This is a genomic window from Blastococcus capsensis (genome assembly GCF_030165005.1).
Classification (GTDB): Bacteria; Actinomycetota; Actinomycetes; order Mycobacteriales; family Geodermatophilaceae; genus Blastococcus; species Blastococcus capsensis.
Genome location: NZ_JASNNW010000002.1, coordinates 119,414 through 140,522 on the forward strand (window position 1 = coordinate 119,414; position 21,109 = coordinate 140,522).

General features: G+C 73.9%; 22 protein-coding genes and 1 pseudogene. 17 read left to right on the plus strand and 6 right to left on the minus strand.

The features are described from left to right. Positions 1 to 3 precede the first annotated feature (3 nt). The 10 genes from QOZ86_RS02920 (at position 4) to QOZ86_RS02965 (ending at position 8,982) form a co-directional block, all read left to right on the plus strand. Entirely contained in the window at positions 4 to 201 is a 198-nt protein-coding gene (locus QOZ86_RS02920) for a ferredoxin (RefSeq protein ID WP_284490452.1), read from the plus strand. Beyond that, positions 198 to 1,499, plus strand: a complete 1,302-nt coding sequence (locus QOZ86_RS02925) for an NAD(P)/FAD-dependent oxidoreductase (protein ID WP_284490453.1) — start codon at positions 198 to 200, stop codon at positions 1,497 to 1,499. Before QOZ86_RS02920 ends, QOZ86_RS02925 begins: the two co-directional genes overlap by 4 nt. Next, positions 1,496 to 2,224 (plus strand): 3,4-dihydroxyphthalate decarboxylase, encoded by a 729-nt coding sequence (phtC, locus tag QOZ86_RS02930; RefSeq protein WP_284490454.1) that lies wholly within the window; start codon positions 1,496 to 1,498, stop codon positions 2,222 to 2,224. The genes QOZ86_RS02925 and phtC overlap by 4 nt, the downstream gene beginning before the upstream one ends. Before the next feature lie 72 nt (positions 2,225 to 2,296). Continuing rightward, positions 2,297 to 3,091, plus strand: a complete 795-nt coding sequence (locus QOZ86_RS02935; RefSeq protein WP_284490455.1) for an IclR family transcriptional regulator — start codon at positions 2,297 to 2,299, stop codon at positions 3,089 to 3,091. Between the two features lie 16 nt (positions 3,092 to 3,107). After that, complete coding sequence (locus tag QOZ86_RS02940) at positions 3,108 to 4,034, plus strand: EamA family transporter (protein ID WP_284490456.1); 927 nt, start codon at positions 3,108 to 3,110, stop codon at positions 4,032 to 4,034. A 308-nt stretch (positions 4,035 to 4,342) separates the two neighbouring features. Then, complete coding sequence (locus QOZ86_RS02945) at positions 4,343 to 5,458, plus strand: zinc-dependent alcohol dehydrogenase (RefSeq protein ID WP_284490457.1); 1,116 nt, start codon at positions 4,343 to 4,345, stop codon at positions 5,456 to 5,458. Continuing rightward, the gene (locus QOZ86_RS02950; protein WP_284490458.1) at positions 5,455 to 6,159 is read left to right on the plus strand and encodes a 4-carboxy-4-hydroxy-2-oxoadipate aldolase/oxaloacetate decarboxylase; all 705 of its coding nucleotides are present in this window, start codon (positions 5,455 to 5,457) and stop codon (positions 6,157 to 6,159) included. Before QOZ86_RS02945 ends, QOZ86_RS02950 begins: the two co-directional genes overlap by 4 nt. Continuing rightward, a complete protein-coding gene (locus QOZ86_RS02955) occupies positions 6,156 to 7,166 on the plus strand; it encodes an amidohydrolase family protein (protein ID WP_284490459.1) in 1,011 nt (336 codons plus the stop codon). The genes QOZ86_RS02950 and QOZ86_RS02955 overlap by 4 nt, the downstream gene beginning before the upstream one ends. A gap of 5 nt (positions 7,167 to 7,171) precedes the next feature. After that, positions 7,172 to 8,161: a substrate-binding domain-containing protein gene (locus tag QOZ86_RS02960; RefSeq protein ID WP_284490460.1), complete on the plus strand. Its 990-nt coding sequence runs from the start codon at positions 7,172 to 7,174 to the stop codon at positions 8,159 to 8,161. Continuing rightward, positions 8,161 to 8,982, plus strand: a complete 822-nt coding sequence (locus tag QOZ86_RS02965; protein ID WP_284490461.1) for an NAD(P)-dependent oxidoreductase — start codon at positions 8,161 to 8,163, stop codon at positions 8,980 to 8,982. Before QOZ86_RS02960 ends, QOZ86_RS02965 begins: the two co-directional genes overlap by 1 nt. 54 nt (positions 8,983 to 9,036) lie before the next feature. Here the strand turns inward: QOZ86_RS02965 and QOZ86_RS02970 are convergent, their stop codons facing one another. After that, positions 9,037 to 10,314, minus strand: a complete 1,278-nt coding sequence (locus tag QOZ86_RS02970) for an NAD(P)/FAD-dependent oxidoreductase (RefSeq protein ID WP_284490462.1) — start codon at positions 10,312 to 10,314, stop codon at positions 9,037 to 9,039. A gap of 52 nt (positions 10,315 to 10,366) precedes the next feature. On the opposite strand from QOZ86_RS02970, the gene QOZ86_RS02975 reads away from it, so the two are divergent. Beyond that, positions 10,367 to 11,059 carry a class II aldolase/adducin family protein gene (locus tag QOZ86_RS02975; protein WP_284490463.1) on the plus strand — a complete coding sequence of 231 codons (693 nt, stop codon included), beginning with the start codon at positions 10,367 to 10,369 and terminating at the stop codon, positions 11,057 to 11,059. A gap of 6 nt (positions 11,060 to 11,065) precedes the next feature. Here the strand turns inward: QOZ86_RS02975 and QOZ86_RS02980 are convergent, their stop codons facing one another. After that, positions 11,066 to 12,193, minus strand: a complete 1,128-nt coding sequence (locus QOZ86_RS02980; RefSeq protein ID WP_284490464.1) for an MFS transporter — start codon at positions 12,191 to 12,193, stop codon at positions 11,066 to 11,068. A 247-nt stretch (positions 12,194 to 12,440) separates the two neighbouring features. On the opposite strand from QOZ86_RS02980, the gene QOZ86_RS02985 reads away from it, so the two are divergent. Then, the gene (locus tag QOZ86_RS02985; RefSeq protein ID WP_284490465.1) at positions 12,441 to 13,064 is read left to right on the plus strand and encodes an acVLRF1 family peptidyl-tRNA hydrolase; all 624 of its coding nucleotides are present in this window, start codon (positions 12,441 to 12,443) and stop codon (positions 13,062 to 13,064) included. A 131-nt stretch (positions 13,065 to 13,195) separates the two neighbouring features. Here QOZ86_RS02985 and QOZ86_RS02990 read toward each other — a convergent pair whose 3' ends face one another. Continuing rightward, positions 13,196 to 13,636 (minus strand): zinc-binding dehydrogenase, encoded by a 441-nt coding sequence (locus QOZ86_RS02990; protein WP_284490466.1) that lies wholly within the window; start codon positions 13,634 to 13,636, stop codon positions 13,196 to 13,198. Between the two features lie 83 nt (positions 13,637 to 13,719). On the opposite strand from QOZ86_RS02990, the gene QOZ86_RS02995 reads away from it, so the two are divergent. Continuing rightward, complete coding sequence (locus QOZ86_RS02995; protein WP_284490467.1) at positions 13,720 to 13,896, plus strand: hypothetical protein; 177 nt, start codon at positions 13,720 to 13,722, stop codon at positions 13,894 to 13,896. On the opposite strand, the pseudogene QOZ86_RS21120 reads toward QOZ86_RS02995, so the two are convergent. Beyond that, positions 13,893 to 14,216: pseudogene (locus QOZ86_RS21120) on the minus strand (alcohol dehydrogenase catalytic domain-containing protein); the annotation flags it as partial. The gene QOZ86_RS02995 and the pseudogene QOZ86_RS21120 sit on opposite strands and share 4 nt — an antisense overlap. A 228-nt stretch (positions 14,217 to 14,444) precedes the next feature. Between QOZ86_RS21120 and QOZ86_RS03000 the strand changes: the two are divergent. Beyond that, positions 14,445 to 16,862 (plus strand): transglycosylase domain-containing protein, encoded by a 2,418-nt coding sequence (locus tag QOZ86_RS03000; protein ID WP_284490468.1) that lies wholly within the window; start codon positions 14,445 to 14,447, stop codon positions 16,860 to 16,862. Here the strand turns inward: QOZ86_RS03000 and QOZ86_RS03005 are convergent. Next, positions 16,803 to 17,777, minus strand: coding sequence for a YihY/virulence factor BrkB family protein (locus tag QOZ86_RS03005; protein WP_284490469.1), 975 nt, complete (start codon positions 17,775 to 17,777; stop codon positions 16,803 to 16,805). The genes QOZ86_RS03000 and QOZ86_RS03005 overlap by 60 nt on opposite strands. Beyond that, positions 17,755 to 17,877 carry a hypothetical protein gene (locus QOZ86_RS03010; RefSeq protein WP_284490470.1) on the minus strand — a complete coding sequence of 41 codons (123 nt, stop codon included), beginning with the start codon at positions 17,875 to 17,877 and terminating at the stop codon, positions 17,755 to 17,757. The genes QOZ86_RS03005 and QOZ86_RS03010 overlap by 23 nt, the downstream gene beginning before the upstream one ends. Positions 17,878 to 18,156: 279 nt before the next feature. Here QOZ86_RS03010 and QOZ86_RS03015 point away from each other — a divergent pair, with 279 nt between their 5' ends. From QOZ86_RS03015 to QOZ86_RS03025, 3 genes are all read left to right on the plus strand, one after another. Further along, positions 18,157 to 19,242 (plus strand): C40 family peptidase, encoded by a 1,086-nt coding sequence (locus QOZ86_RS03015; RefSeq protein ID WP_284490471.1) that lies wholly within the window; start codon positions 18,157 to 18,159, stop codon positions 19,240 to 19,242. Positions 19,243 to 19,420: 178 nt separating this feature from the next. Then, positions 19,421 to 19,744, plus strand: a complete 324-nt coding sequence (locus tag QOZ86_RS03020; RefSeq protein ID WP_284490472.1) for a DUF3817 domain-containing protein — start codon at positions 19,421 to 19,423, stop codon at positions 19,742 to 19,744. A 35-nt stretch (positions 19,745 to 19,779) separates the two neighbouring features. Then, entirely contained in the window at positions 19,780 to 21,102 is a 1,323-nt protein-coding gene (locus QOZ86_RS03025; protein WP_284490473.1) for a serine hydrolase domain-containing protein, read from the plus strand. Positions 21,103 to 21,109 lie beyond the last annotated feature (7 nt).

A 21,109-nucleotide genomic window follows, 5' to 3' on the forward strand; every position in this document is an offset into this window, starting at 1 on the left:
ACCATGCCCGTCCTGAAGGCCGACTTCGCCGCGTGCCAGGGCTACGCCAACTGCGTGGACGCCGCACCGACCGTCTACGACATCGACGACGACGGCATCGTGGTCCTGCTCAGGGAGACGATCACCGACGAGGAGCGACCCCGCATCGAGGAGGCCGCCCGCAGCTGCCCGGTCAGCGCCCTCACCATCGAGGACGAATGAGCCGCACGGTCGTCGTCATCGGCTCCTCCATCGGCGGGGTCCGCACCGCCCAGGCCCTGCGCAGCGAGGGCTTCGACGGGCGGGTCGTGCTGGTCGGGGAGGAGTCGGCCATGCCGTACGACAAGCCGCCGTTGTCTAAGCAGGTACTCGCCGGCCAGTGGACACCCGACCGGACGGAGCTGCTCAGCGCCGAGGCGGCGCAGCGAGAACGCATCGAGCTTCGGCTGGGCGTGGCGGCGACCCGGCTGGACATCGCAGCCAAGCAGGTCCACCTGGCCGACGGCACCCGAATCGACTACGACAACGCGGTCATCGCGACCGGGGCGTCGGCCCGGCCCTCGCCGTGGCGGCCAGGGTCCGGCGTGCACGTCGTCCGCAGCCTCGACGACAGCCTGGCACTGCGTGCCGACCTGCTGCGCGACGGGCCGGTGGTCGTCGTGGGCGGCGGGTTCATCGGCGCGGAGGCGGCCGCCACCGCCCGGGGGCTAGGCCACGAGGTGACCGTCGTCGACCCGATGCCGACGCCGATCGGCCGGGTCGTCGGCCCGGAGATCGGGCAGTACTTCACCGAGCTGCACCACCGGCACGGCGTGACCACCCGGTTCGGTACGGGCGTCGAGGGGATCGAGGGGACCGCCGGGGACCTTCGGGTCCGGCTCACCGACGGCACCGAGCTTGCCGCAGCGACCGTCGTCGTCGGTATCGGCGCGGTGCCCAACGACGAATGGCTGGCCGACTCGGGACTTCCCATCGAGAACGGCGTCATGTGCGACGAGTTCTGCCGTGCGCTTGACGCGCACGACGTCTTCGCCATCGGCGACGTCGCCCGCTGGTACCACCCCGGCCACCGCGAGTACGTCCGCGTCGAGCACTGGACGAACGCGGTGGAGCAGGGAGTGTGCGCCGCGCACAACATCGCCCGCCCCGACGACCTGCGGTCCTACCGGCCGGTGGAGTACGTCTGGAGCGACCAGTACGACTGGAAGGTGCAGATCGTCGGCCGGCCCACCCGGGGCACCCGGCATGAGGTGGTCGGCGGGCTGACCGGCGTGAAGCCGCGCGCCGCCGTCCTCTACACCGACGAGGACGGGCACCTGCTCGGCGTGGTCACGGTGAACTGGCCCAAGGCGCTGGTGCAGTGCCGGCGGCTGGTCACCGACCACGCCTCCTTCGACGAGGCGCTGGAACGGGTCACCACGCTGGACGCCTCGTCGCCGCCCCGTCCACCTCGGCCGGCCGTGCCGGCGGCCCCCGAGGCACTCCCCGCCGCGCCTGCGGCGGGAGGTGACCACGGGTGAACCCCGCTGGGACCGACCTCGCCGACCTCCGCGCCGAAATCGCCCAGGCCTGCCGGGTGCTCGCCGTCCGCGGACTGGCCGAGGGTTACCTCGGGCACATCAGCCTGCGAATCGACGAGGACCGGCTGCTGGTCCGCTGCCGCGGGCCGCAGGAGCGCGGCCTGGCTTGGACAACGGCCGAGGACGTCCGGCTGGTCACCCTGGACGGCGGACCCGGCGCCGACGGCGAGCTGGACGGGTGGGCCGCCCCCAACGAGCTGCCGCTGCACACCGAGGTGCTGCGCCGCCGGCCCGACGTCGCCGCGGTCGTGCACGCCCATCCGCCCGCCGTCGTGGCGGCCGACCTCGCCGGCCTGGCCATCCGGCCGATCGTGGGGGCCTACGACATGCCCGGCACCAAGCTCGCTGCGGGTGGCGTCCCGGTGTACCCGCGGGGCGTCCTGGTCCGGGACCGGCGGCTGGCCGCGGAGATGGTCGAGGCCATGGGCGACCGGCCGGTGGTGCTGCTGCGCGGGCACGGGCTCACCAGCTCGGGGAGCAGCGTCGCCGAGTCGGTGCTCCGGGCCATCTCGGTGGACCAGCTGGCCCGCCTCTCGCTGACGGTCACCTCGGCCGGGGGTCAGCTGCGCGACCTACCGGCGGAAGACATGGCCGAGCTGCCCGACCTGGGTGGCGGCTTCAACCTCGGGACGGCGTGGCGGCATGAACTCGCTCGGCTCCCGTGACCGGGATGCCGGCGGCTACGGCAAAGATGGTCAGAGGCTTTCTGCATTGCAGACATCCGATACCGTCCGGACGTGACTTCGACCGAAGCGTTGCCGCTGGCGCCCACCTACGGCACCGTTCCCCAGTACCCGATCGAGTCGGTCGACAACGCCCTGCGGGTCCTCCTGCTGCTCGGCGAGGAACCGAAGCTGCGACTCACGGACGTCAGCCGTTACCTGGGGGTCGCCTCCTCCACCGCGCACCGGCTGCTGGCGATGCTGCAGTACCGCGGTTTCGTCCGGCAGGACGCCGCGACCCGCAGCTACGTCCCCGGCCCGACACTGGACGGCCTGGCCTTCGGTGTGCTCCGCCGATTGGACGTGCGTACCCGGGCGCGGCCGGTTCTCGAGCGTCTGAATGCCGACCTGCAGGAGACGATCCACCTGGGTCGGCTCGAGGGCAGCGACGTCCACTTCATAGATTCCGTCGAGAGCTCGCGCGCACTGCGGGTCGGCGGCCGCCTCGGCCTGTCGATGCCCGCCCACTGCACGTCGACGGGGAAGGCGCTGCTGTCCGAGTTGTCCACCGAAGAGCTGTACCGGCTCTACCCCGAGGAGAAGCTGGTGCCGCTCACGCGGAACTCGATCGGCACCCGCACCGCACTGACCAAGGCGCTGGCCGAGGTGCGTGCGCGTGGCTTCGCGCGCAGCCGGGAGGAGAGCGAGGAAGGGGTCGCGTCACTGGCCGTCGCGCTGCATTCCACGCGTTCCCCGCGGCTGGCGGTCAACGTGTCGGTACCGGTGAATCGGATGGGCGAGGAGGTCGAGAAGGCCGTCCTGGGGCGGCTGATGGAGGCCGCCGAGGAACTCGACCACCTGCTGCTCTGACCTCTGCTCGGTCGCGGTGCCGGACCGAGCGGTCCTGATGCTCGGCGAGCTGCTGGCCGTCGCCGCGCTGCTCCTGTTCAGCGCTAACGTGCTGATGGTGGGCACGATGACCCGGCGAGTGCCCCAGGACCTCGGGTTCCTCATCGCCCTCGTCGGCAACGTCGTCTTCGCCGCGTTGATCGTCCTCGGCCAGTACATGCTCAGCGGCGAGGAGCTGTCCCCGGAGTGGGACGCAGTCGGCCTCTTTGTGGTCGGCGGGCTGCTTACCTCCTACCTCGGCCGTTGGTTCTTCCTGCGGGCGGTGATGACCATCGGTCCCACTCGGGCCACCGCGCTGCAGATCACCAACCCGGTTTTTGCTGCGCTGGCCGCCTGGGCGTTGCTCGGCGAGGCACTGTCACCGGTGGCCATCCTGTGCGGGCTCGCCGTCCTGGCCGGCCTGTACCTGACCTCGCGGAAGACCGACCGGTTGAGCCGGGTGTCGCCACGGCCCGGGAACCAGTCGATCCCGGTCACCGAGATCGGGCTGAGTCTCCTGGGTGCCCTCGCCTACGGGCTGGGGAACGTCGCCCGAGGCGCCGGGGTCCGGGACTGGGAAGTGCCCGTGGTGGGGAGCCTCGTTGGTGCGGCCGCCGGCCTACTGCTCTACGGCCTAGTCAACACAGACCTGCGCAAGCTGGGCGCCGCCGTGCGCGGTGCCGACCCGGTCGGCCGTCGTCTGTGGCTGCTCTCCGGGGTCCTGACCATCAGTGCTCAGACCTGTCTCATCGCCGCCAGCCTGTTCATCCCGGTCGCGATCGCTGTGGTGATCTCCGCGGCGGTGCCGCTCGTAGTCCTCCCCGTCAGCGTCGTGTTTCTCCGCCGAACTGAGGCCGTCGGCCTGTCCACCGGTATTGGAGCCCTCTTCATCCTCGGTGGCGTGGCAGGTCTCGTCCTCAGCTGAGGGCCGCCCCTGCCGTGGTCTGGTTGTAGTGACCAGCTAGGTCGTTGTGCCTTGCGCCATCTCGCAGACGTCGAATTCCAGGGTCCGCACCATCCGGCGGAAGCCCTGCACCAGGACCGGGAGCTCCTCGAAGTCGAAGGTCGCGCCCTCCGGGGTGACGGTGCCGTCGATCGGGCGCGGTTGTTGCCCTGGACGCGTGACAGTGCCAGGTGCAGATCTGCCATGGCGGCGGACGCGAGCCCGACTAAGGTCAGACCAATAGACCGTCCGCTAGGGTGCTGCAGGACACACCGAGGCGAGGAGCAGGCATGGCGGAGCAGGTGCTGGCAGCGGTCCGGACAGGGCCCGGGACGACGGAACTCCGGGAGTTCCCGATGCCCGAGATCGCGGACGACGCGGCGCTGCTCAAGATCGAGGTCGCGGGCATCTGCGGCACCGACGTCAAGCTGTACCGGAAGCCGACGATCGACGCGCCGGTGATCATGGGGCACGAGAACGTCGGCATCGTGGCGAAGGCCGGCGCGAAGTGGCAGGAGATCCACGGCCTCCGGGAGGGGGACCGGATCTTCGTCGAGCACTACGTCGGCTGCATGCACTGCGAGTGGTGCCGCCTCGGCGAGTACCGGCACTGCGAGCTCACCGACTGGCGCACCAACCCCGACGCCCGCCGCTACGGCTACACGTCCTCGGACAACCCGGGCCGGCTCTGGGGCGGGTTCTCGCAGTACATGTACCTGCCGTGGAACGCCGTGACCCACAAGGTCCCCGACGGCGTCACCGCCGAGCTGGCCGGGCTGGTCACCCCGTTGTCCAACGGCATCGAGTGGGCGCTCAACGCCGGCGGGGTCGGCTACGCGAAGACCGTCCTGATCCAGGGCCCCGGCCAGCAGGGTCTGTCGCAGGTGGTGGCCTCCAGGCAGGCCGGCGCCTCGCTGATCGTCGTCACCGGCACCACCCGCGACGCCACCCGCCTCCAGTTGGCGAAGGACCTCGGCGCGGACGCGGTCGTCGACGTCCTCCAGGAGGACGCGCTGGCGACCGTTCTGGAGCTCACCGGCGGAAAGGGGGTGGACGTCGTCCTCGACTGCACCTCCGGCGCCGGCACCGCCCCGGTGCTGCTCGGCATCGACGCGCTCAAGCGCCGCGAGGGCGTCATGGTCACCCAGGGCGAGGAGGCGGCGTTCCCCGACTTCCCGCTGAAGAAGATGACCGAGAAGTGCATCACGCTGGCCAGCGCCCGCGGGCACAGCTACCGGTCGGTCGAGCTGGCGCTCGCGCAGCTGGCGTCGCACCGCTTCCCGCTGGAGCGGCTGGCCACGCACAGCTTCGGCCTCGAGGACGTCGACCACGCCATCCGCGCGCTGGCCGGCGAGACCGGCGAGGACGCGCTGCACATCTCGCTCAAGCCGTGGGGCCACGAGTGACCGCCGCGCGCGGCCACGTCGTCGTCACGGGCATCGCCCGGGCGGACCGTGCGGTCGTCGACGGGCTGGCCGAGTGCGGCGTGGCGACGGTCCACGAGGCACAGGGCCGTACGCACCTGCTCGATCCCGCCCTGCGCCCGGTCTACGCCGGGGCGCGGGTCGCGGGCACCGCGGTCACGGTCAGCCTGCCCCCGGGCGACAACTGGATGGTGCACGTGGCCGTGGAGCAGTGCACCGAGGGGGACGTCCTCGTCATCGCCCCCACGACGCCCTCCCAGGCCGCCTACATCGGCGACCTGCTGGCCACGACCCTGGCCACCCGGGGCGTGCGCGGGGTCGTCGTGGACGGGGGCGTCCGTGACGTCGCCGACCTGACGGCCATGCGCTTCCCGGCGTGGTCCCGGCACATCTCCGCCTTCGGGTGCATCAAGGAGACCCTCGGCAGCGTCAACGTCGGCGTGGTCTGCGCCGGCCAGTGGATCGAGCCGGGCGACGTGGTGGTGGCCGACGACGACGGTGTCGTCGTCGTCCCGCGCGACCGCGCCGCAGACGTGCTGGAGGCGGCCCGGGCGCGGGAGGAGCGCGAGGCGGGTATCCGCGAGCGCTACCGCGACGGCCAGTTGGGCCTGGACATGAACAGCATGCGCGAGCCGCTGGCCGCCAAGGGGCTCACCTACGTCGAGCAGGAGCCCCCGCGTTGATCATCGACATCCACGGCCACTACACGACCGCGCCGAAGCAGCTGCAGCGTTTCCGGGACGCGCAGTTGGCGGCCCGGGAGAGCGGCGGTGCCGCTCCCCGGCTGGACACCATCAGCGACGAGGAACTGCGCGAGAGCGTCGAGGACAACCAGCTGCGCATCCTGCGCGAGCGTGGCGGCGACGTCATGGTCTTCAGTCCCAAGGCGTCGGGCATGGAACACCACGTGCCCGACCCGGCCACCGCGGTCGCGTGGGCGCGGGCCAGCAACGACCTGGTCGCCCGCGTGGCCGATCTCTACCCGGACACCTTCGCCGGCGTCGGCCAGCTGCCGCAGACCCCCGGCGGCGCCCTGGACGACGTCGTCGCCGAGCTGCGCCGCTGCGTCGAGGAACTCGGCTTCGTCGGGGCGAACCTCAACCCGGACCCCTCCGGTGGCTTCTGGACGTCGCGGCCGATGACCGACCCGTACTGGTTCCCGGTCTACGAGGCCCTGGTCGAGCTCGACGTGCCGGCGATGGTGCACGTGTCGAGCTCCTGCAACCCGAACTTCCACGCGCTCGGCGCGCATTACCTCAACGCCGACACCTCGGTGTTCATGCAGCTGCTCGAGGGCGACCTCTTCGAGCGCTTCCCGACGCTGCGGCTGGTCATCCCGCACGGCGGTGGCGCGGTGCCCTACCACTGGGGTCGGTACCGGGGGCTGTCGATGCGGAACGGGTGGCAGGACCCGTCGGAGCTGCTGCGCAACGTCTTCTTCGACACCTGCGTCTACCACCAGCCCGGTATCGACCTGCTCACCCGTGTCATCCCGGCCGAGAACATCCTCTTCGCCTCCGAGATGCTCGGCGCGGTGCGCGGTGGGGACCCGGAGACCGGCATCGCCTGGGACGACACGAAGCGCTACCTGGACGCCGCGGGGCTGGGCGAGGCCCAGCAGAAGGCGGTCTTCGAGGACAACGCCCGCCGGGTCTACCCCAGGCTCGACGCCCGCCTGAGAGGGCGGTGACCTCCGTGTCCCGACTGCACCTGACCTTCGCCTGCGGGGACTACGACCGCACCCGGGCACTGGAGGAGGGCACGGTCCGCCCCGACGGCATCGACCTGACCTACCTGCGGCTGCCGGTCGAGGAAACCTTCTTCCGCATGCTGCGGCACCGGGAGTTCGACGTCGCCGAGATGTCGATGTCGTCCTACGTGAAGTCCCTCGACCTCGACGACCCGCCGTTCGTGGCGCTGCCGGTCTACACCTCCCGGCAGTTCCGGCACACCGGCATCTTCGTCAACGCGGAGTCGGGCATCGAGGCTCCTGCGGACCTGCGCGGCAAGGTCGTGGGCACGCCCGAGTGGCAGCTGACCGCGAACGTCTGGATCCGCGGCTTCCTCGCCGACCACCACGGCGTGCCGGTCGACTCGGTCGAGTACCGCACCGGCGGGCAGGAGGCGCCGGGCCGCATCGAGAAGGCCGCGGTCGATCTGGGGAACCGCATCCGCGTCTCGCCGATCGGACCCACCCAGACGCTGGCGCGGATGCTCGCCGACGGCGAGATCGACGCCTTCCAGGGCCCGCGGGTCCCGTCGTCCTTCGTCCCGGGTGGGCACGTGCGCCGCCTGTTCGCCGACCCGGTGGCCGCGGAGAAGCAGTACTTCGAAGAGACCGGGATCTTCCCGATCATGCACGTCGTCGTCCTCCGCCGGGACGTCTACGAACGGCACCCGTGGGTGGCGCAGACCCTCACCAAGGCGCTGCACCTGGCCAAGCGGAAGGCGGCGGCCGAGCTGTACGACGCCTCTGCGCTGCGCTTCATGCTGCCCTGGCTCATCCCGGGGCTGGAGGAGGCGCGGGCGCTCATGGGGGAGGACTACTGGTCCTACGGGCTGCAGGGCAACGAGCACGTGCTGACCACCTTCCTCCGCTACCACCACGAGCAGGGGCTGTCCCGTCGGCAGTACGAGCCGGCGGAGCTGTTCGCCCCCGAGTCCACCGAGACGTTCGTCATCTGATGGGCACCGTGGAGGACATCCGCACGGTCGGGGTCGTGGGCTGGGGCCGGATGGGCGCGGAGATGGGCCGCTGGCTCGTCGAACGCGGCTGGCCGGTGCTCGCGACCGATCCGGCGCCGGGGGCCGACGAGCGGATCCGGGCGGCCGGCGCGCAGTTCCGCGGCTCCGCCGCCGACGTGGCGCGGGAGGCCGACCTGCTCCTGCTGGTCGTCGTGGACGACGCGCAGGTCGAGGAGGCGATCGCCGGGCCGGGCGGCATCCGCGACGTGGCCCGCCCGGGGACCGTCGTCGCGATCTGCTCGTCGGTGCGGCCCGACACCTGCGTCCGGATGGCCGCGGCGGCCGCCGAGCGGGACGTGGCGGTCGTCGACGTCGCCCTGGTCGGCGGCGAACGGGCGGCCGAGCAGGGCAGCCTGACCCTCATGTGCGGTGGGGACGCCGCGGTGCTGGACCGGTGCGCGCAGGCCTTCGCCGCGTTCGCGACCGACGTGTGCCAGATCGGCGGCCCGGGGACCGGTCAGGTGGCCAAGAGCGCCAACAACGTGCTCATGTGGACGGCTCTGCGAGCCGACGTGGAGGTGCTGCGGCTGGCCCGCTCCCTCGGAGTGCCGCCCGGCCGGCTGCGCAGCGTGCTGGGCGCCGGTACGGGGGCCAACCAGGTGCTCGCCGACTGGGGGCTGCACCGGCTGCGCTGGCCGGCGAAGGACCTGGAGGTCGCGCTGGCCTTGGCCGAGGAGGCGGGGGTGGACGTGCCGCTGGTCCGGGCGCTGCAGCCGCTCGTGACCGAGCTGACCCGCGAGGACCTCACCGACCTGCGGTAGCGCGCCATCCGCTCCGGTGGCGATCCCTGCGGATCGCCACCGGAGCGCGCCGGATCAGGCGGTGGGCGCGGTGAGCAGGGTCTTCAGCGGCGTGCCGGCGTCGGCGACCGCCTCGGCCGGCAGCGCGATCTCCTGGGTCAGCGCCTTGCGCACGGCGAGGTAGTCGGCGGGGGCGTTGACGGCGTCGACGGCCAGCAGGGCGCCGCTCCGGTAGTAGAGGACCGAGAAGCTCTCCGTGTCCGGGTCGCCCCGGACGACGTGCTCGTCGAACCCGGTCGAGAGCCCGGCGATCTGCAGCTTCAGGTCGCCCTGGTTCGACCAGAACCACGGCACGCTGCGGGTGGTGGCCTCCCTGCCGACCAGCGTCGCGGCGGCGAGGGTGGCCTGCGCGACGGCGCTCGGCACCGACTCCAGGCGCACCCGCCCCTCTCCGGTCAGCGGGTGGGGAAGGACGGTGCAGTCCCCGGCGGCGACCACCGACGGCGCGCTGGTGCGTGCGTGCGCATCCACGACGATCCCGCCGTCGCACTCGAGCCCGAGCTGCTCGGCCAGCTCCGTGCGCGGAACGACGCCGATGCCGACCATGACCAGGTCGGCGGGCAGGGCGCGGCCGTCGGCCAGCAGGACGCCGTCGACCCGGCCGTCGGTACCGCGGAAACCGACCACGCCGGTCGACAGCAGCACGGTGCTGCCACGGCGCTCGTGGGCCTGCCGGAGGAAGTCGGAGACGACCGGTGCCACGGCACGCCCGACCAGCCGGTCGGCCGCCTCCACGACGACGACATCCTTGCCCTGCGCCCGGGCGGCGGCCGCGGCCTCCAGGCCGATGAACCCACCGCCCACGACGACGACGCGCGAGGCGTCGGTGAGCCGGTCGCGCAGCGCGACGGCGTCGTCGAGGTCGCGGAGGTAGAGGATCCCGTCGAGATCGGCGCCGGGGACGTCCAACCGGCGGGGCCGGGCCCCGACGGTGAGCGCGAGCCGGGCGAAGGGCAGCTCCCGGCCGCTCGACGTCCGGGCGAGGCCGGGGCGGTTCCCGGCGGGGAGGGCGACGTCCACGACCCGCTCACCGCACACCAGCTCGATGTCGTGGTCGGCGTAGTACGAGGTGTTGCGGAACGCCAGCCCGTCCTGCGTCGCCGTCCCCGCCAGGAACTCCTTCGACAGCGGGGGCCGCTGGTAGGGCGGGTGGGTCTCCGCACCGACCAGCGTGATGGGGGCGGTGTCGCCGAGCTGGCGCAGCGACGCGGCCAGCTGGACGCCGGCCTGGCTCGCGCCGACGACGAGCGTGCCGGCCTCTTCCAGCGCGGGCGGCATGGGATCTCCGATCATCGGCATGCAATGGTATTACCATTCTGCCATAGCACACCGAGGAGGGCGAGAGATGACCGAGGACCTGCGCCGCCTGGTCTCCCTGGGATGCCGAGTCCTCGGCGACGCGGACCAGGGAGACCTCATCTGGGGCCACGTCTCCGCCCGGGACCCGGAGGGCCGCGGCGTCTGGATGAAGGCGTCCGGCCTCGGGTTCGAGGAGGTGGGTCCGCACGACGTCCTCCTCGTGTCCTGGGACGGCGAGGTGCTCGAGGGGGCGGGTCGCCGGCACGCCGAGTACCCCATCCACACCGAGGTCGTGCGGGCGCGCCCCGACGTCGGCAGCGTCATCCACACCCACTCGCCGGCGGCGGTCGCGCTGGGCGCGCTCGGCGTTCCGCTGCGGCCGATCTCGCACGAGGCGAACCTGTTCGTCCCGCCCGACGTCGCCCGGTTCACCGGGACCGGCGACCTGGTGCTGACCGCCGAGCTCGGCCGGGAGGTCGCCGCGGCGCTGGGCGACCGCAACGCGTGCCTGCTGGTCAACCACGGCATCGTCGTCGCGGCGCCGGACGTGCAGACGGCGACCGTCACCGCCTACCTGCTCGACCGCGCCTGCCGGATGCAGCTGACCGCCATGGCCGCCGGCGGGTGGGCGACCTGGTCCTCCCCGCAGGAGTCCCTCGCCAAGCGCGAGCACTGCTACCCCGACCCGCTGCTGCAGGGGGCGTGGGAGTACCTGGTTCGCCGGCTCGACCGGGGCTGACCGGGGCTATCCGGCGGTGCCGCGCCGGCGCAGGGCCAGGGCCGGGACGGTCATCACCGCGCCGACCACGGCCATGGCCGGCGTCAGCGGCGCGACCACCACCATGCCGGCGACGGCGAGCGGCGCGGCGAACAGGGCGGCGGCACGGAAGGTGCCGCTCACCGCGATCGCCTCCCCGCGCTCTTCCGGGTGCACCGCTTCCGCGGCGATCGCCGGGCCGAGCACCTGGACCGCTCCGGCGGCGACGCCGCTGACCACGAGCACCAGGGCGGAGAGCGCGACGCTCTGCGCCACGGCCGCGGTCAGCGCCGTGGCCACGCCGGTCAGCGCGATGCCCGTGCCGAGAACCGGCGTGGTCCACCGCCCGCGGACGCGGCCGGCCACGGCCGTGCCCACGAGGGACGCGCCGTTGGCCGCCGCCACGAGGGCCCCGATGGTGGTCGCCGACTGGCGCGCCTCGGCCAGGGCCAGGGGCACGTAGGACGTGAGCAGCGCCCGCCACGCTCCGGCCGTCATCCCGGCCCAGCACGCGACGTCGACCCCCGGCCGTCGCCAGAGCCGGCCCGGCGGCCGGTCGGCCGGGGGCACGAAGGGCGGCAACCGGTCCAGCAGGGCGTTGGGCACCAGGCCGAGCAGGGCGACCGCCGCGGCGACGAGCAGCGCCAGCGCCGCGCTGCCCTCGGAGAGCACGCCGGCGATCAGGGGCCCGACCAGCAGGCCGATGGAGGCGGCGAGGTTGACCCGGGCGAGCGCGCCGGCGGCGCGCCCCGCGCCCCGGACGACGTGGGTCTGGCTGCCGGTCCAGAACAGCGCGCGGGAGGCCCCCTGCAGCAGCTGGGCGACGACGAAGGGGACCAGGGCCGCGGAGACGGCGACGACGAGGCTGCTGACGGCGAGCAGGATTCCCGCGGTGGCGATCAGCATCCAGTCCGGCCACCGGCGCATGGCCCAGCCGAGGCCGAGCCGGACCAGCATCTGCGACAGGGCCGAGGCCGCCGTCAGGGCGCCGATCTCGAAGGCCGAGTAGCCCGCCTCGATCGCCAGTAGGGGCAGGGCGACGCTCGCGGTGCTCAGCGAGAGCGAGTAGATGCCGGCGCCGGTCGCCGAGGCCGTCGCGTCGCGTCGGCTGCTCACCGGTTCCTGCTCCGGGCCGGGAGGTGCGCGGGTGTGGGTCCGCCCTCGCCCACCTGCCACCTCCGCGCCCGGTCGCCGTCCCCGGAACGGTAACAGTGGATCACGTAATGGTCTGACCTCAGCCCAGGAGCCTCCTGCCCGTGCTCCTCGCCGTAGGGTCGGCGCTCGTGTCCCCACTCGTGGCAGCCGTCAGCGGCCTCCGGTGAGCCGCCCCCGGCCGGCGCCGGGAGGTGGCCGCCAACTGGGGGTGAGCCCCGAGCGCCTCGGCCGCTGGCTGGACGGCGTCGCGACCCGGCACGGCTCCTTCAGCGAGGTGGTCCCCGACGGCGAGCGGCTGCACCTGGTCTGCGCCGACACCACCACCGTGCTCCTGCGCGCCCCCTTCGGCTGGGTACCCGCGCCGCCGCTGATCGCCGGATTCACCGCCGCCGCGGCCCGGCCGCACCGGGCCGCCGTGCTCCTGGTGCGCCGGGGCCGCTGGGCCGTCGGCGTCTTCGACGGCGACCGGCTGATGGTGTCGAAGGTCGACGCCAGGCAGGTGCAGGGCCGGACGGCGGCCGGTGGCTGGTCGCAGCAGCGGTTCGCCCGCCGCCGCGCCAACCAGACCGACGCCGTGGTCGGGCACGCGGTCGAGACCGCCGTCCGGGTGCTGCTGCCGCACGCCGAGGGGCTCGCGGCGCTGTTCACCGGCGGTGACCGCGCGCTGGTCGACGAGGTGCTGTCCGACCGCCGGCTGGCCGGTCTGGCCGCGCTGCGCCGCGAGCCGCCGCTGGGCGTGGGGGAGCCGACCAAGGCCACCCTGCTGGAGACCCCCGAGCAGTTCCGGGCCGTCGCCGTCACGATCGTGGAACCGGGCGACCGCCCCGCCTAGCGCCGCGCCAGGGATCGTCGGCGCCGTGGTCGTCTCGGCGAGCCTCGCCGTACGGCCGCCGTCCTCACTCTGCAGCGCGAGGACGGCGACCGCAGGGTGAGGACGGCGGGCTGCCACCCGCGGTGTCGCCCCTACGGCGTGATCACCAGGCGGATGGGGTTGCCCTCCTTGCTCGCCAGCCGCTGCACCCCGTCGGCCGCCTCGGTGAGCGGCAGCGTGCCGGAGATCGACCGGGACAGGTCGAGCCGGTGGTGGCGCACCAGGGCGACGAGCTCCTCGACGTGGCCGGGCTCGGAGCCGTAGTGGCCGAGGATCCGCTGCCCGAAGTAGCTGAACTGCGTACCGTTCCGGATGCTCAGCGGCTGGTCGGTCAGCCCGACGAGCACCAGGGCGCCGTCGCGCTCCAGACAGCGCACCGCCTGCTCCCGCACCGCGGCCACCCCGGCGAAGTCGAAGGCGAATGCCAGCCCGGCCCCACCGGTGAGCTCGCGGACCCGCGCGGCGATGTCGTCGGCCGGGTCCAGCGCCAGGTCGGCGCCGAACTCCAGCGCCCGCTGGCGGGCCGCCGGCACGGGGTCGACGGCGACGATCGGCGCAGCCCCGGCCAGCCCCGGCCAGCCGCAGCAGCTGCACCGCGTGCGCCCCGAGCCCGCCGATGCCCCAGACGCCCACGGGCTGCGCGGGCCGCACCTGTGCCGTCCGCACGATCGAGGCCCAGGGCGTCGAGACGGCGTCGGGGACGATGCAGGCCTGCTCGAACGGCAGCTCGTCGGGGATGGGGACGACGGTGCCGGCGGTCGCCAGCGCGTACTCCGCCCAGCCGCCGTCGTAGTCGACGCCGCGGGTGTGCACCCAGCCGTTCTTCTCCTCGCCGGCCTGCAGCAGCACCCGCCGGCCCTCGCTCCACTCCTCGACACCGGCGCCGAGGGCCGCGACCGTACCCGCCACCTCGTGCCCGAGCGTCACCTCGTCGCCGGGCAGGAACAGCGGCGACAGCTCGCCCTCGATGAGGTGCACGTCGGACAGGCAGATGCCGGCGGCGGCCACCTTGATCAGCACCTCACCGGGGCCGGGGGTCGGCTTCGGGACCTCCTTCACCGTGAACTCGCGGGTGCGGACGTCGAGCCGGCCGGCCAGCATCGATTCAGACATGGGCCCATCCAACCGTGGCCGGTCGCCCGCGGTCCGCCCCCGGTCGGCGCGCACCGCGCCCTGGACGGCCGCCGACGCGGTGCTGGCCGACGAGGTGGCCGGGTAGCAGGTGGGGCGGGCGGGTCCCGGGAGGCGGACGGGGCGGTCCCGGTTGCGCCCCTGCCGCGAGGATGCTTGTGGCGCGTGATCATTCCTGCTGAGCTGGCCGCTCGGAGCGGTAGGAGGGTCATGGAGTCGCGCACGGGCACGGGCCGAACGCTGCTCAGGCTCGCCGGTGCGATCGTGCTGGCCGGCGCGGTGCTGGCCGGGTTGCTGCTGCCCTGGGTGGGTGGCCCGGCCCTGGCCGCCCGGCAGTCCTCGGCCCTGCTCGGTGATCCGCCGCGCGAGTTCTCCGTCGACGTGCCGCCCCGCAACACGGTCATGCTCGCGGCCGACGGGGAGGTCATCACCTCCTTCTACCGGGAGAACCGTGCCCCGGTCGGGTCCCACCAGATCGCCGAGGTGATGCGCCAGGCGCTGATTGCGGTCGAGGACGCCCGGTTCTACGAGCACGGCGGCCTGGATGCGCAGGGAACCGTGCGGGCACTCCTGACGAACATCGCCGCCGGTGAGGTCGAGGAGGGTGGGTCCACCCTGACCCAGCAGCTGGTCAAGCAGACGCTGCTGCAGGCCGCCCGGACCGAGGCGGAGCGCGATGCGGCCACCGAGAAGACGTTCGGCCGCAAGCTGCGGGAGGCGCGGCTGGCGCTGGCGTTCGAGGACACCTACACCAAGGAAGAGCTGCTCACCCGCTACCTGAACATCGTGTACTTCGGGCGGAACGCCTACGGCGTCCAGCCGGCCGCGCAGGCCTTCTTCGGCGTGGACGCCGCCGCACTGACCCTGCCGCAGGCCGCTCTCCTCGCCGGCCTGGTGCAGAACCCCCTGGACCACGACCCGTTCAGCGACCCCGAAGGCGCCACGGTGCGCCGCAACCAGGTGCTGGCCCGGATGGCCGACCAGGGCTACATCACCCCGGAGCAGCAGGCCGAGGGCTCGGCCGCCCCTCTCGGGCTGTCGCCCGCCCCGGCACCGCCCCGTGGGTGCGCGGAGGCGACCGTGGGGGCCTACGTCTGCGACTTCGTGCAGCGGTACCTCATCCGGGATCTCGGCCTCACGCAGGAGGAGCTGGACGTCGGCGGCTACGTCATCCAGACGACGCTGGACCCGGAGCTGCAGCGCGCCGGGGACGCCGCGGTGGTCGCCACCGAGCCGCTGGAAAGCTCACTGGCGGCGACGTTCACCGCGGTGGAGCCGGGGACCGGACATCTGCTGGCCATGAGCGTCAACCGGATCTTCGGCCACGACGAGAGCGACCGGAGGCAGGAGTCGGTCAACCTCAACGCCGCGCCGAGCCGGGGGGCCGGGTCCACGTACAAGGTGTTCGTGGCCGCGGCCGCGCTGGCCCGGGGCTACTCGACCGAGTACACGCTCACCGCGCCCAGCCCGTACTACTCGCGCGTCTACGAGAAGGACGGCGGGCCGTACCCGGTGCGCAACGCCGGCAGCTACCGCGACACCCTCGATCTGACGACGGCGCTCTACCAGTCCTCCAACACCTACTTCCTCGCGCTCGAGGACGCCCTGGGCAGCGTGGCTGAACCGGTGCGCATGGCCGAGCGCATGGGGCTGTACGCGCACGGGCCGCAAGGGTTGGCCGAGCGGACCGTCCAGGAGAACAACGGCTCGTTCACGTTCGGTCCCGACGCCACCAGCCCGCTGGGGCTGGCCAGCGCCTACTCGACGCTGGCCGCCGGCGGCACCCGGTGCGACGTCGTCCCGGTGACCGGGTTGCTCGACCGGCACGGCGAGCCGGTCGTCGGCGACGACGGCGCGCCGCTCGTGGACGGCGACGTGTGCACGCCCGAGGCGATCCCGGCCGGGGTGGCCAACACGCTCAACCAGATGCTGCGCAAGGACGTCGAGCCCGGGTACGCCGGGCAGACCGGCCGGCGGGCGTACGTGCCCGGGCACCAGATCGCCGGCAAGACCGGGACGACGCAGGAGAACGTCTCGGTGGCGTTCGTCGGCTACACCCCGGAGATCGCCGCGAGCGTGATGGTGTTCAACCCCAAGGAGGCCGAGGACGTCGGCGGCTTCGGCGGCGGCAAGGGCGCGACGATCTGGCACGACGCCATGGCGCCGATCCTGACCGTGCGGGGGAGCAGCGACTTCCCGCCCGCCGATCCGGCCGTGGTGCGGGGCAACACGATCCGGGTGCCGCGCTGCGCGGAGCCGGACGAGTGCCAGGACGTGCTCGGCCGGGCCGGTTTCGTCGACTGGGTCGTCCGGGTGGACAGCGCCCTGCCGGCGGGGGAGCTGGTGGGCACGGGCCCGCCGGTGGGGGGTCGCGCCGTCCGTGGCCAGGTCGTCTCCGTGCTGGTCAGCAACGGCTCCCGGTACGTACCGCCGCCGCCACCCCCGGTCGTGCCGCCGCCGGACCTCCCACCGCCGCCGGCCCCACCACCGGGCGCCCCACCGCCGCCGGCCCCACCGCCGACCGGACCCGCCGCGGGCGGCCCCGCCCCGCCGCCGGCGTCCCCCGGCCTAGCCGGGATCGAGGCCTGGCTCGACCGGCGGCCGGCCGACCGCCTGCCCCCGCGCTGAGTGGCGGGCGAGTTCCTGGTCCAGGGACTGGGTGGCCAGCCAGCCGCACAGCACGACGACGTGCAGGGCGAACAGCCACAGGCCCAGCGCCACCACCCCGCCGACGAGGTCGAGCCCGCCGAAGGGTGCGCCGAGGTCGAGGGGCAGGCCCAGGAAGAGCACGAACCCCTGCAGGAAGCCCGAGAGGCAGGCGGCGGTGAAGAGCGCGCCCGCCGTCAGGGCCGGCCAGCGCACCCGGCTGCCGCCGACGACCCGGAAGCCCCAGGCTAGGGGCACGGTGAGCGCGGCGAGGACCGAGTAGTAGCCCAGCGCGACCTGACCCGCCGTGGCCGCGAGCCCGCCGCGGGCGGCGAGGTCGGCCATGAGGGACGCGGCCAGCAGCAGCGGGTACAGCAGCACCGGGGTGAGCAGGAGCAGCGGCAGGGCGGCGAGCCTTCCGCGCCAGCCGGTCATGCCCTCACGCCGTGCGCCGAAGCGCAGCAGCGCCCGCCGGAGGCCTTCGCCGTAGAGGGACATGGGCAGCAGGGCCAGCAGCGCTCCCACGAGGTCCAGCCGTGCCCCGGCGTCCACCAGCCGCGCCACCGCGTCGGGCGCGCCGAGCTGCTCCGGCAGCAGCTCGGCGACCCGCACGCCGAGCTGGTGCACCCGCTCGGCGGAGGTGAGCCAGGCGGTGAGCCCGAAGGACAGGACCAGCAGGGGCACGACGGCGATGCCGGCGTAGAAGGTGAGGCCGGCCGCGATCAGGGCCAGGTCGCGGCCCACGAGCCGGTCACGGACGCCGGGGACGACGCCGCGGAGCGCTGACCGGAGCCCCTGGCGGCGTCCGCGCCCGGCGTCCTCCCGGGGCCACTCGCCGGCCCCGGGAGGCAGCGCCCGGCTCACCTGGGCCCGGTCACTCGGCGTCGTCGCTGTCACCGGTCTCCTGGCAGCCGGCGTCCTGCCGCACCAGGGGCTCGTGGGCGTCCATGCCTCCGTACGTGTCCGCCGGTACGTCGGCGAAACCGCCGGACGGCATGGCCGATGAGTTCGCGCTGGTCGGGTGGGCAGCACGGTGACGGAGCGGAGGCCGGCGTCGGGCGCGACGTGACGAGGCGCGCAGCCGAAATGACATGAATGTCCTTCGGGGCATTGTCACGGCCGGGTCACGACGCTTACGGTGAGTGTGCCCGCCGGGGCTTTCAGTCACCGAATGAGTGACACCCGCGGGCGCCGTCGAGTCGGTCCCCCCGCACAGGCTGCGGTGGTCAGCGGGCGACGGGCCGGCTCGTGGAAGAGATCGGAGAGCCGCCGCACCATGGCGACCCCCCTGCGCACCCCCGCCCGCCGCACCGTCCGGCGGGCCGGCCTGGCCCTCGCCGGCACGGTCGGCATCCTGCTCGCCACGGTGCCCGCTTCCGCGGCGCCGGGCTCGCCGGGGACCTCCGCGGAGGCGGCCCGGCTGGTCGCCGAGCGCGGCCACGAGCTCGAGGTCGTCACCGAGCGGTTCAACGAGGCCCAGGACACCCTCGCGGCGCAGCAGGCGGCCGCGGCGGGCGCCGCCGCCGAGCTGGAGAAGGCCACGGCGGCCCTGGCCCAGGCACAGCGGTCCGTCCGCGGCATCGCGCGCAGCGCCTTCACCGGGGAGGGCCTCGGCACCTTCCAGGCACTGCTGACCAGTGGATCCGCCGACGAGTTCGTCAACCGGGTGACCATGCTGGAGACGATCGCCGGCCACCAGGGCGGCGTCCTGCAGCAGGCGGCCCAGGCCAACGTCGCTGCCGCGCAGGCCCAGGCGGCCGCTCAGCAGGCCGCCGCGGCCGCGCAGGCCACCTACGACTCCGCCCTGGCCCAGCAGGCCGAGCTGGAGAAGCAGATCGCCGACTACCGGGCGCAGTTCGACCGGCTCAGCGCCCAGGAGCGGCAGGCCGCCCTGGCCGCGCACCACCCCGCGGAGACCTCCGCCGACGAGCGCCCGGCCGAGCCGGAGCGCGCCAGCCGCGACGAGCGGGAGGCCCCGGCGGCCACGGCACCGGTGGTGGCCAGCAGCGGAGCGGTGCAGGTCGCCGTCGACACGGCGCTCGCCCAGCGCGGCAAGCCGTACGTGTGGGCGGCGTCGGGCCCCGGGTCCTTCGACTGCTCGGGCCTGGTGCAGTACGCCTTCCGTGCCGCCGGGATCAGCGTGCCGCGCGCCAGCCGCAACCAGGCCTCGATGGGCGCCCCGGTGTCCCGTGCCGAAGCCCGCCCCGGCGACCTGGTGGCCTTCTACAGCCCGGTCAGCCACATCGGGATCTACCTCGGCAACGGTCAGATGGTGCACGCCCCGACCTCGGGCGACGTCGTGAAGGTCGCCAGCGTCGACGGCATGGGTGCCACGCCGAAGTTCAACCGCATCGCCGGCTGACGCTCAGCGAGCCGGCCGGGCCACCTGCTGGAGCAGGCCCAGGCAGAACTCCCGCGGGGCCAGTCCGCGCTCCCGTCCGACCCTGCCACTGCAGCCGAGGTCACACGCCGGCCGGGGACCCTCGACGCCGCCCGGTCGTCGAGGATGAGGAGACCGCCGCCGACCCTTAGGACGTCCGTTGAACCCCCAGACCGCCGCCACCGCCTTCCGCGTCGTCGCCGTCGCCGAGGCGCTGTCCTGGATCGGCCTGCTCGCCGGCATGTTCGTGAAGCGGGTCCTCGACGCCTCGGAGATCGGTGTCCAGGTGTTCGGCCCCATCCACGGCGGCATCTTCGTCCTCTACCTGCTCGTCACCCTGGTGGCCGCCCGGGTGCTCGGCTGGTCACGCGGTACGACGCTGCTGGCCCTGGCCGCCTCGGTGCCGCCGCTGGCGACCGTCTGGTTCGAGCGGCGCGCCACCCGCACCGGTCAGCTCCCCGCACGGAAGACGCTGACCGCCTGATCCCGCGAGCCGCGCGGGTCGCTACGGTCGCCGTCATGCCCGAGCCCGTGCTGCCCTCGACCGCTCGCCTCCTGCTCGCGCGGACCGCGCGTGTCCAGCGCGACGGCCGCGCCCCCAGCCTGGTCGCCGGTGTGGTGCGCGAGGGCGGGCTCGTGTGGTCCGCCGGCCGCGGTGTGGTGCCCGAGCCCCACACCGACGTCCAGTACCGGCTGGGCTCGATCAGCAAGACGGTGACGGCGGTCGTGGTCATGCGGCTGCGCGACGAGGGGCGGCTGCACCTGGACGACCCGCTGGACCGCCACCTCCCGGGCACGCCGTTCGGCGACCGGACGGTCGGCCAGCTGCTCTCCCACCTGGCCGGCGCCTCGGCGGAGAGCCCCGGCGGCTGGTGGGAGCGGACCCCGGGCGGATCGCTCGGCGACCTCGGGCTCGGCGGGACCGACGTCGTCCTCGGGGCTGCCCGCCGGTTCCACTACTCCAACCTCGGCTTCGGCCTGCTCGGCGAGCTGGTCGCCCGCCAGCGGGGCAGCTCCTGGGACGAGGCGGTCCGCGCCGAGGTGCTCGCGCCGCTGGGGATGGACCGCACCACCCCGCGTCCGGTGGCCCCCGCGGCCGAGGGCCGGGCGGTGCACCCGTGGGCCGACGTCGTCCTGCCCGAGCCGGAGCACCACGCCGGCGTGATGGCCGCCGCCGGGCAGCTGTGGGCGACGCTGGCCGACCTCGGCCGGTTCGCCGCCTTCCTGCTCGGCGACACCGCCGACGTCCTCGACCCGGCGACGCTGGAGGAGATGATCGTGCCCGCCGGCGTGGACTCCACCGCGCCGGGCTGGTCGGCCTACGGCCTGGGGCTGCAGGTGCTGCGGGTCGACGGCCGCACGCTGGTCGGCCACGGCGGCTCCATGCCCGGGTTCCTCGCCGGGGTCTTCGTCGACCGGGACGAGCAGGCCGGCGCGGTCTCGCTGGCCAACACCACCAGCGGCCTGGACCCACTGGTCTTCGGCCTGCTGGCCGACCTGCGGGGCGCCGAGCCGCGCATCGTCGAGCCGTGGAGCCCGTCGCCGTCGCCGGTTCCGCTGGAGAGCCTGGGCGCGTGGTTCTGGGGGCCGTCGCCGTACCTGCTGCGCTCGGTGGCCGGCGGCCTGCTGCACCTCGGCCCGATGCCCGGTCGCGGCGGCCGGGCCAGCCGGTTCGCCCGTCGCGACGACGGCACGTGGAAAGGGCTGGACGGCTACTTCGCCGGCGAGACGCTGCAGATCGCCCCCGATCACCTGGACCTGGGCACGTTCGTCTTCACCCGCACGCCCTACGACCCCGCGGCCCCGGTGCCGGGCGGGGTGGACGAGCGCGGCTGGCGCTGAGACTCCG

Coding starts and splice junctions, on each gene's coding strand:
- QOZ86_RS02975 (WP_284490463.1), top strand. CDS start 10,367: ATGACCGAGGACCTGCGCCGCCTGGTCTCCCTGGGATGCCGAGTCCTC.
- QOZ86_RS02920 (WP_284490452.1), top strand. CDS start 4: ATGCCCGTCCTGAAGGCCGACTTCGCCGCGTGCCAGGGCTACGCCAAC.
- QOZ86_RS03015 (WP_284490471.1), top strand. CDS start 18,157: ATGGCGACCCCCCTGCGCACCCCCGCCCGCCGCACCGTCCGGCGGGCC.
- QOZ86_RS02970 (WP_284490462.1), bottom strand. CDS start 10,314: ATGATCGGAGATCCCATGCCGCCCGCGCTGGAAGAGGCCGGCACGCTC.
- QOZ86_RS02925 (WP_284490453.1), top strand. CDS start 198: ATGAGCCGCACGGTCGTCGTCATCGGCTCCTCCATCGGCGGGGTCCGC.
- QOZ86_RS02965 (WP_284490461.1), top strand. CDS start 8,161: ATGGGCACCGTGGAGGACATCCGCACGGTCGGGGTCGTGGGCTGGGGC.
- QOZ86_RS03025 (WP_284490473.1), top strand. CDS start 19,780: ATGCCCGAGCCCGTGCTGCCCTCGACCGCTCGCCTCCTGCTCGCGCGG.
- QOZ86_RS03000 (WP_284490468.1), top strand. CDS start 14,445: ATGGAGTCGCGCACGGGCACGGGCCGAACGCTGCTCAGGCTCGCCGGT.
- QOZ86_RS02945 (WP_284490457.1), top strand. CDS start 4,343: ATGGCGGAGCAGGTGCTGGCAGCGGTCCGGACAGGGCCCGGGACGACG.
- QOZ86_RS02995 (WP_284490467.1), top strand. CDS start 13,720: ATGCCCCAGACGCCCACGGGCTGCGCGGGCCGCACCTGTGCCGTCCGC.
- QOZ86_RS03010 (WP_284490470.1), bottom strand. CDS start 17,877: ATGCCGTCCGGCGGTTTCGCCGACGTACCGGCGGACACGTACGGAGGC.